This window comes from Streptomyces sp. CO7 (assembly GCF_053474865.1).
Genome location: NZ_JBRIOU010000002.1, coordinates 1,648,055 through 1,656,753 on the forward strand (window position 1 = coordinate 1,648,055; position 8,699 = coordinate 1,656,753).

Here is an 8,699-nt window from a genome sequence, read left to right on the forward strand (position 1 = left end):
GCTCACCCCACGGGGGTGTAGGCGGAGCCCTCGGCGGCGCTCGCCTCCACCGCCGCGAGGACGCGTTGGACGCGCAGACCGTCGGCGAAGGTGGGGGCCGCCGGTCGTCCGGTGTGCACGGCGTGCACCAGGTCGCGGGCCTGGTGGACGAAGCTGTGCTCGTAACCCAGCCCGTGCCCGGGCGGCCACCAGGCGTCCAGGTAGGGATGCTCGGGCTCGGTGACCAGGATGCGGCGGAACCCGGCGTGCGGAGCGGCCTCGCGGTGGTCGTGGTACTCCAGCTCGTTCAGCCGCTCCAGGTCGAAGGCCAGCGAGCCCTGCGAGCCGTTGAGTTCGATGCGCAGGGCGTTCTTCCGGCCGGTCGCGAAACGCGTCGCCTCGAAGGTGGCGAGGGCGCCGCCGGCGAAGCGGCCGGTGAAGACGGCCGCGTCGTCCACGGTGACCGCGCCTCGGCCCACCGACGCGTCCGTGACGGCCAGGCCGCTCGACGAGGCGGCGGGCAGCGGCCGTTCACGGACGAAGGTCTCGGTGAGGGCGGACACCCCGGCCAAGGTGTCACCGGTCAGGTACTGGGCGAGGTCGACGATGTGGGAGCCCAGGTCCCCGAGCGCGCCGGAACCGGCGCTCTCCCTGCGCAGCCGCCACGTCAGCGGGAACGCGGGGTCCACCAGCCAGTCCTGCAGGTAGACGACCCGCACGTGGCGCAGCGTGCCCAGGCGGCCTGCGGCGATCATCTCCTGCGCCAGGGCGGCCGCGGGGACGCGACGGTAGTTGAACCCGACCATGGCGATCTGCCCGCGCTCCTCGGCCGCCCGGGCCGCCGCCGTCATGGCCTCCGCCTCGGCGACGCTGTTCGCCAGCGGCTTCTCGCACAGGACGTGCTTGCCGGCCTCGAGGGCGGCGATCGCGATCTCGGCGTGGCTGTCGCCGGGGGTGCAGATGTCCACGAGGTCGACGTCCTCGCGGGCGATCAGGGCGCGCCAGTCGGTCTCGGCGGCCGCCCAGCCGTGCCGCCGGGCCGCGGCGCGGACCGCCTGGGGGTCACGGCCGCCGATCACGGCGAGCCGGGGTTCCAGGGGCAGGTCGAAGACCCGGCCCACGGTGCGCCACGCCTGGGAGTGGGCGGCGCCCATGAAGGCGTGGCCGACCATGCCGATCCCGAGGACGGGTCGTGCTGACGGATCGGACTGTGGCATGCGGTTTCTCCTCCTCGTCGACACGCGCTGCTCGGACGGCCCCCGCCCGAGCAGCGCACCATTCGCCCGGCCCCACGGCCGGGCCCGCGCTCGGCTCCGGGGGTCAGTCGAAGCCGACAGACATGTACTGGTCGACGTTGGACTTGTCGACGACGGCCGAGTACGCGGTGACCTGCGAGGGGATCTCGAACTCGGCGAGGCCGGAGACCCCCTTGCCCTGACCGAGCGCGCGGGCGAGGTCGATCGCGGAGGCCGCCATGGTCGGCGGATAGAGAACGGTGGCCTTCAGCACCCCGTCGTCCGCCTTGATCGCCTCGAACGCCGACAGAGCCCCGGCCCCGCCGACCATCAGGAAGCCGCTGCGGCCCGCCTGGTCGACGGCCCGCAGGGCGCCCACGCCCTGGTCGTCGTCGTGGTTCCACAGGGCGTCGAACTTGGGCTGGGCCTGCAGCAGTTGGGCCATCTTGGCCTGTCCGCTCTCCACCGTGAACTCGGCGGCCTGCCGGGCGACCTTCTTGATGTTGGGGTAGTTCTTCAGCGCGTCGTCGAAGCCCTTGGTGCGCTGCCGGGTGAGTTCCAGGTTGTCCAGGCCGGCGAGTTCGACCACCTTGGCGTTCGGCGTGTCCTTGAGCTTCTCGCCGATGTAGTGGCCGGCGTTGAGGCCCATGCCGTAGTTGTCGCCGCCCACCCAGCAGCGGTAGGCCTGCGGCGAGCTGAAGACGCGGTCCAGGTTGACCACCGGGATCCCCGCCCGCATGGCCTTCAGACCGGTCTGGGTGAGCGCCGCGCCGTCGGCCGGCAGGATCACCAGGACGTCGACCTTCTTGTTGATCAGCGTCTCGATCTGGCCGATCTGGGTGGCGGTGTCGTTGGACCCCTCGGTGATGTCCAGGGTGACGTCGGAGTACTTCTCGGCGCGGGCGCGGGCCTGCTCGTTGATGGCGTTGAGCCAGCCGTGGTCGGCCTGCGGGCCGGCGAAGCCGATGGTGACGGCCTTGCCGGGCTTGTCGTCGGCGGCCTGCTGGGAGGAGCCCGTGTTCTCCTTGTCCTTCTCGTTGCTGGTGCAGCCCGCCAGGAGGGCGCCGGCCGAAACGGCGGCGGTCCCGAAGAGCAGTCCCCTGCGGCTCGTGAGGTCTGGCATGGTGGTGGACCCTTCTGTCGGCTCGGACGGATCAGGTCAGCTCGTTCTTGACGGTGCGGGATTGCACCAGGACGGCGGCGACGATGATCGCGCCCTTGGCGATCTGCTGGACGTCGCTCTGCAGGTTGTTCAGCGCGAAGATGTTGGTGATGGTGGTGAAGATCAGCACACCGAGGACGGAGCCGACGATGGTGCCGCGGCCGCCGCTGAGCAGCGTGCCGCCGATGATCGCGGCGGCGATGGCGTCGAGTTCGTAGAGGTTCCCGTTGGTGTTCTGGCCCGAGCCGGAGAGCACGACCAGCATGAACGCGGCGATGCCGCAGCACAGTCCGGACAGCAGGTAGAGGTACAGGCGCTGGCGGCGGACGTCGATGCCGGCCAGCCGGGCGGCCTCCGCGTTGCCGCCGACGGCCACCGTGCGGCGGCCGAAGGTGGTGCGGTTGAGCAGCAGCCATCCGGCGACCGTGACTCCCGCGAAGACCAGCACCAGGGGTGGGACGCCGAGTACGTAGGCGTCGCGGCCACCCAGGTCGAGCACCCCCTCCACGGTCACCCGCTGGGTGCGTCCCTCGGTGATCAGCAGGGCGAGCCCGCGCGCCGAGGCCAGCATGGCGAGGGTGGCGATGAACGGGACCATCGCGCCGTACGCGATCAGCGCCCCGTTCACCAGACCGCAGCCGACCCCCACCACCACCGAGGTGAAGAGGATGCCGGCGAAGCCGAACTCCTGGGTGGCCACGGTCGTCGCCCACACCGACGACAGGGCCACGATCGCGCCGACCGACAGGTCGATCCCGCCGGCGGTGATCACGAAGGTCATGCCCACGGTGACCACCCCGACCACCGAGGCCTGGGTGAGCACCAGCCGCAGGTTGTCCAGGTCCCAGAACGCCTCGGGCCGGGTGACGCAACCGGCCACGACCAGCGCGGCGAGCACCCCCAGCAGGGACAGGGTCCGCACGTCCAGCCGTGCGAACACGGGCGGCGGTGCGGTGCGGCGGCCCTCGGAGGGCGGCGCCTGCTTCTCCGCACCGGAGGCGGGGGGGACCCCGCCGGCTGACGGAGACACGGGGTGCGTCATGTCTGGCTCCCTTCGGCAGCCGCGTCGGTGGCGTGCAGCACGAGATCGAGGACCCGGTGCTCGTCGAGTTCGCCGGCCGGCGCGGTGTGCACCACCCGGCCCTCCCGGAGCACCAGGACGCGGTCGGCGAGGCCGAGCACCTCGGGCAGTTCGCTGGAGACCAGCAGCACCGCGAGCCCTTCGTCCGCCAGGCGGCGGATCACCGCGTACAGCTCCGCCCGGGCGCCGATGTCCACGCCCCGGGTGGGCTCGTCCAGCAGCAGGACGCGGCAGCCGCGCAGCAGCCAGCGGGCCAGCACGGCCTTCTGCTGGTTGCCTCCGGACAGGGTGCGCACGGCGGCGTCCGGGTTGTCGGGGCGGATCGACAGCTCCCGGGTCGCCGCGCGGGCGGCGGCGCGCTCGGCGCGGCGGTCCAGCCAGCCGCCCCTGGCGAACCTGCCGAGTGTGGAGACGGAGACGTTGCGGGTGACGCTGTCCAGCATCAGCAGCGCCTGCGCCTTGCGTTCCTCCGGGGCCAGGCCGAGGCCGGCGCGGACCGCGGCGGGCACGCTGCCGGGCCGCAGCGGCCGTCCGTCCACCAGGACCCGGCCGGCGGCGGGCCGGCGCGCGCCGTAGAGGGTCTCCAGGATCTCGGACCGGCCGGAGCCGACCAGCCCGGCCAGCCCGACGATCTCGCCCGGCCGCAGGTCGAGGTCGAGCGGCTGGAACTTCCCCTCCAGGGCCAGACCCCGGACGGTGAGCACGGGCGCCGCCTCGGGCGAACGGGCGGGCCGGGGCGGAAAGGCGTGCTCGACGCTGCGGCCCGTCATCAGGGAGACGATCTCCCGGGTGGGCGTGGTCCGCGCGGGCAGTGCTCCGGCCACCGCCCGGCCGTCCTTCAGGACGGTGACCCGGTCGCCGATGCGGCGGATCTCCTCCAGCCGGTGGGAGATGTACACGACCGCCACGCCCTCCTCGGTGAGGGAGGCGACGATCCGGAAGAGGTTGTCGACCTCGCCGGGGTCCAGGGCGGCGGACGGCTCGTCCATCACGATCAGCCGGACGTCGTGGGAGAGCGCGCGGGCCATGGAGACGATCTGCTGCTGCGCTGCGGACAGCGCGCCGACCGGGCGGGCCGGATCGATCTCCGGGTGCCCGAGCCGGCGCAGCAGCCGGGCGGAGGCCTCACGGGCCACACGGGGCCGGACGACGAAGCCGGCCCTGGTGGGCTCGTGGCCCAGGTAGATGTTCTCGGCGACCGACAGGTGCTCGACCAGGTCGAGTTCCTGGTAGATGGTGGCGATCCCGAGGCGCACGGCGTCGCTGGGGGAGCGCAGGGAGACCGTTTCCCCGGTCCAGGTGACGGCGCCGCCGTCCGGCCGGTGGACGCCGGCCAGCACCTTGATCAAGGTGGACTTGCCCGCGCCGTTCTGCCCGAGCAGGCAGTGGACCTCGCCGGCCCGGACCTCCAGGTCCACCCCGTCCAGGGCGCGGACGCCCGGGAACGACTTGGTGATCGCGGTCATGGTGAGCAGTGGTGCGGAGGTTTCGGACGGCATGACGCATCTCCCGGCGTTAGGCAGGGCGGCACGGATCGCGCGAGGTGACGGCGGGTACGGCTCGGGGCCGGGCGGTTGCACGGCCCCGGCCGTCGGGGGGTGGAGCGGAGACGGCGCCTGCTGCTGTCAGGCGGGGGAGAACACGTGGTCGCTGATCAGTCGGGCCGCGCCGACCACTCCTGCGGCGGCCCCGAGTTCGTCCAGGACGATCGGCAGGTTGCCGGTCGCCAGGGGGAGGGACTGGCGGTAGACCTGGGTGCGGATGGCGGCGAGGAGGTTGTGGCCGAGGCCGGTGACCCCTCCGCCGATCACCACCAGGCCGGGGTTGAAGAAGCTGACGAGGCCCGCGATGACCTGGCCCGCGCGCGTGCCGCCCTCACGGATCAGGTCGAGGCTGGCGGCATCGCCCGCCGCGGCGGCGGCGCCGACATCGGCCGCGGTGAGCCGGCCGTTCTCGGCCAGCCGTGCGGCGAGCTGCGGTGAACGCCCCTGCTGGGCGGCCTCCACCGCGTCCTTGGCGAGCGCGGCCCCGCCGAAGTGGGCCTCCAGGCAGCCGCGGTTGCCGCAGGCGCAGCGGCGGCCGTCGGGAACCGCCTGGATGTGGCCGATGTCGCCGGCGCTGCCGGTGACCCCCCGGTGCACCTTGCCGCCCACCACGATCCCGCAGCCGATACCGGTGCCGATCTTGACGCACAGGTAGTCGTCCACGGAGCGCGCCACACCGGCGTGCATCTGGCCCAGCGCCATCAGGTTCACGTCGTTGTCGACCATGACCGGGCAGCCCAGTTCCTGGCTGAGCGCCTCCCGCACCGGGAAACCGTCCCAGCCGGGCATGATCGGCGGCGCGACCGGGACCCCCTCGGGAAACCGCACCGGCCCCGGCACCCCGATACCGGCGCCGTCGAATCCCTCCGCCGCCCCCGATCCCTTCAGCTTGGCGGCCAGGTCCAGTACCTGCTCGAAGACCGGCACGGGACCCTCGCGCACGTCCATCGGCTGGGTGAGATGCCCCAGCACCTCCAGCTCGGCGTTGGTGACGGCGACGTCGACCGAGGTCGCGCCGATGTCCACACCGAGGAAACGGAGGCCGGGAGCCAGCCGGACGTTGTGCGAGCGGCGGCCTCCACGGGAGGCGGCGAGACCGTCGGCGACGACCAGCCCCGTCTCCAGCAGCCGGTCCACCTCGACGGCGAGCCTCGACCGCGACAGTTCGACGCGGTCACCCAGCTGCGCACGGGAGCTGGGCCCCTCGTCCCGCAGCAGCCGCAGCAGGCGGGCCTGATGGGCGTTGGCGGGCCGCGCGGTCATACGTCTCACGATCCCCTCCTGGCCCAACTGCCGTACCCACGTGTTGCTTTCGCGGAGAACGTAGCAGCGGCAGCGCGAAGGGGGAAGAAGTTGCGCACGGATCCGCGTGACTTCTTCCCGCGACAGGACAAAGCCCTGCCCGGCCCTCGCCCCGGAAGGCAGGCGTCACTCGTTTTGTGACCGGGCGCGCTCGCCGATTCATAGACTGCGACGATGCTGACCGAAGTGCTTTCCGACCACCCCGGCCGTCAACTCCGGCGCACCGAGGGGGAGATCGAACGCCACCACCGTGCGGTCGCCCAGCACCTGGCGGCTGTCGCGGACCTTCGCGCACGGAACGCCGCGTCACGGCGGTGGTGGCAGCTCGGCCGGCGGCTGGCGCACTACTTCGAGGTGCGCGAGCTGGAGCGCAGAGCGCCGGTCGTCGATCCGGCGCTCCTCCACCGCCGGGCGCAGCAGGAAGCAGGAGTGGCCGCCGAGGACACGGTGACCCACGCCCTGCGACAACTGCCCGACGCATGGCTGCTGTTCCGCGGGTACACCAACCGCAGGGGCGAGATCGACCACCTCCTCGTCGGACCAGGAGGTGTCTGGGCCATCGAGGTCAAGGGACGCAATGTGCGCGTGCACGTCCAGGGCGACCACTGGGGCTACGAGAAGTACGACCGGTACGGAAATCTGGTCGACCAGGGAACGCTGACGGACCGCCGAGGCCGCAGCTGGGGCCGTCAGGTCAGCGAGCCCGCCTCCGCCCTGCAGACCTTCCTCGCCACGCGCGGCGTGTACACCACGGTCCACACCGCTGTCACGGTCGTCAACGACCGGGCGAGCCTGGGCTTCTGCGACAACTGCTCCATCGACGTGGTGAGCATCGGCACGCACTATCTGCTGGACGCCATCCAGGACCGGAGGCCGGTCCTGGACGCCGACACCTGCCGCAGGATCGCGGCGCTGATACGCCGCGACCACACCTTCCACGCGCAGCGCCGCGGATCACGAGGGCGACGAGGCGCACCGTGAACCGGGAGGGCTCCGGTGCGGTTCCCGCATGACCCGCACCCCGTACGAGACACCCGAGGGCGACATGTCTGCCGGGCTCACGCACCCGCTCTTCTCCCACCCGCCCCGCGGCCGGCGGCCGAAGGGCGGACCTGTCGCAGGCGTTCTCCCTGCGGCCCGAACAGGACCAGATACTCGACCGGTCCCTCGGAGCCCGCGTTCGCCACCCCGTGGGGAACGCGGGTGTCGAACTCGGTGGCGTCCCCGGCGGCCAACGCGAGGTCCTGGTCGCCGAGCGCGAGCCACAACCGCCCGTACAGGACGCACAGCCACTCGTGGCCCTCGTGGGACGCCTGACGCGGCCGTGCGGGCGGGCCCTCGACAGCGGGCAGGACGTGCTTGTGCGCGTGCAGACCGCCGACGTACCGGGTGAGCGGCAGCACGACCTTGCTGTCGCCGAAGCTCGGCGGAGCCGGCGTGCGCGGTTCGCCCACCGGGACGCGTGCCGTACCGGCCAGCTCGTCCAGCGTGACGCCGTACTCCTGCGACAGCCGCAGCAGCACCTCCAGGGTGGGCCTGCGCCGGCCGGTCTCGATCCGCGACAACGTGCTCGGCGAGATGCCGGTCGCGCAGCCGACCCCGGCGAGCGTGCCGCCGTGCTTCTCGCGCGCCGCGCGCAGCCTGGGCCCCATCGCCGCCATCGTGCCGTCCACCTCGTCGACCGCCACCGTGCCCCCTCCTTCGAGCAGCGTCGCCCCACCGTCCACCGGTGAGTTTGCCAGGACGGCACGTCCGATCGCGTCGGGCGGGTGTCGCGCCGCATGATCGACGGGAAGCCGCGTCCGCCCGCGAACCGAGGAGAAGCACCCATGCGATCCGAGCCGAACACCCTGCTCCGCCACCGCACCGTCGAGGCCCCGGCCGGACGCCTGCACCTGGTGGAACAGGGCACCGGCCCCCTGGTCCTGCTCGTGCACGGGTTCCCCGAGTCCTGGTACTCCTGGCGCCGTCAGCTCCCGGCCCTGGCCGCGGCCGGATACCGGGCGGTGGCGATCGACGTGCGCGGCTACGGCCGTTCCTCCAGGCCCGCCCGGACCGACGCCTACCGCATGCTCGATCTGGTGGAGGACAACGTCACCGTCGTGCGCGCCCTCGGCGAGGACGACGCGGTGGTCGTCGGCCACGACTGGGGCTCCAACATCGCTGCCACCTCCGCCCTGCTCCACCCGGAGATCTTCCGCGCCGTCGGCCTTCTCAGCGTCCCCTACGCACCGCCCGGAGGCCCGCGGCCCAGTGACGTCTTCGGCCGGATCGGCGGCCCCGAGCAGGAGTTCTACGTCTCGTACTTCCAGGAATCCGGCCGCGCCGAGGCGGAGATCGAGCCCGACGTCCGGGGCTGGCTCGCCGGTTTCTACGCCGCGCTGTCCGCCGACACC

The 8,699-nt window shown here is 72.6% G+C and carries 8 protein-coding genes; 2 read left to right on the plus strand and 6 right to left on the minus strand.

What is annotated here, in order from left to right; genetic code table 11:
• Positions 1-2: 2 nt before the first annotated feature.
• The 5 genes from ACOV8S_RS09660 to ACOV8S_RS09680 all read right to left on the minus strand — a co-directional run bounded on the left by ACOV8S_RS09660 (position 3) and on the right by ACOV8S_RS09680 (position 6,264).
• Positions 3-1,196, minus strand: a complete 1,194-nt coding sequence (locus ACOV8S_RS09660) for a Gfo/Idh/MocA family protein (RefSeq protein WP_448317293.1) — start codon at positions 1,194-1,196, stop codon at positions 3-5.
• Positions 1,197-1,299: 103 nt separating this feature from the next.
• Positions 1,300-2,337 (minus strand): substrate-binding domain-containing protein, encoded by a 1,038-nt coding sequence (locus tag ACOV8S_RS09665; RefSeq protein ID WP_448317294.1) that lies wholly within the window; start codon positions 2,335-2,337, stop codon positions 1,300-1,302.
• Between the two features lie 31 nt (positions 2,338-2,368).
• Positions 2,369-3,418, minus strand: coding sequence for an ABC transporter permease (locus tag ACOV8S_RS09670; protein WP_448317295.1), 1,050 nt, complete (start codon positions 3,416-3,418; stop codon positions 2,369-2,371).
• On the minus strand, positions 3,415-4,923 hold the full coding sequence (locus ACOV8S_RS09675; protein ID WP_448317412.1) for a sugar ABC transporter ATP-binding protein: 1,509 nt from the start codon (positions 4,921-4,923) through the stop codon (positions 3,415-3,417). The genes ACOV8S_RS09670 and ACOV8S_RS09675 overlap by 4 nt, the downstream gene beginning before the upstream one ends.
• 159 nt (positions 4,924-5,082) lie before the next feature.
• A complete protein-coding gene (locus ACOV8S_RS09680) occupies positions 5,083-6,264 on the minus strand; it encodes an ROK family protein (protein WP_448317413.1) in 1,182 nt (393 codons plus the stop codon).
• Positions 6,265-6,477: 213 nt separating this feature from the next.
• Between ACOV8S_RS09680 and ACOV8S_RS09685 the strand changes: the two genes are divergently transcribed.
• The gene (locus tag ACOV8S_RS09685; RefSeq protein WP_448317296.1) at positions 6,478-7,284 is read left to right on the plus strand and encodes a nuclease-related domain-containing protein; all 807 of its coding nucleotides are present in this window, start codon (positions 6,478-6,480) and stop codon (positions 7,282-7,284) included.
• Between the two features lie 77 nt (positions 7,285-7,361).
• Here ACOV8S_RS09685 and ACOV8S_RS09690 read toward each other — a convergent pair whose 3' ends face one another.
• Positions 7,362-7,991, minus strand: a complete 630-nt coding sequence (locus ACOV8S_RS09690) for a helix-turn-helix domain-containing protein (RefSeq protein ID WP_448317297.1) — start codon at positions 7,989-7,991, stop codon at positions 7,362-7,364.
• A 141-nt stretch (positions 7,992-8,132) separates the two neighbouring features.
• On the opposite strand from ACOV8S_RS09690, the gene ACOV8S_RS09695 reads away from it, so the two are divergent.
• Positions 8,133-8,699 (plus strand): alpha/beta fold hydrolase (locus ACOV8S_RS09695; RefSeq protein WP_448317298.1); only part of this gene is annotated, 567 nt, incomplete at its 3' end.

Bases quoted from the DNA above. Each gene is read 5' to 3' on its own strand.
- ACOV8S_RS09660 (WP_448317293.1), bottom strand. From the start codon at position 1,196: ATGCCACAGTCCGATCCGTCAGCACGACCCGTCCTCGGGATCGGCATG.
- ACOV8S_RS09665 (WP_448317294.1), bottom strand. From the start codon at position 2,337: ATGCCAGACCTCACGAGCCGCAGGGGACTGCTCTTCGGGACCGCCGCC.
- ACOV8S_RS09670 (WP_448317295.1), bottom strand. From the start codon at position 3,418: ATGACGCACCCCGTGTCTCCGTCAGCCGGCGGGGTCCCCCCCGCCTCC.
- ACOV8S_RS09675 (WP_448317412.1), bottom strand. From the start codon at position 4,923: ATGACCGCGATCACCAAGTCGTTCCCGGGCGTCCGCGCCCTGGACGGG.
- ACOV8S_RS09680 (WP_448317413.1), bottom strand. From the start codon at position 6,264: ATGACCGCGCGGCCCGCCAACGCCCATCAGGCCCGCCTGCTGCGGCTG.
- ACOV8S_RS09685 (WP_448317296.1), top strand. From the start codon at position 6,478: ATGCTGACCGAAGTGCTTTCCGACCACCCCGGCCGTCAACTCCGGCGC.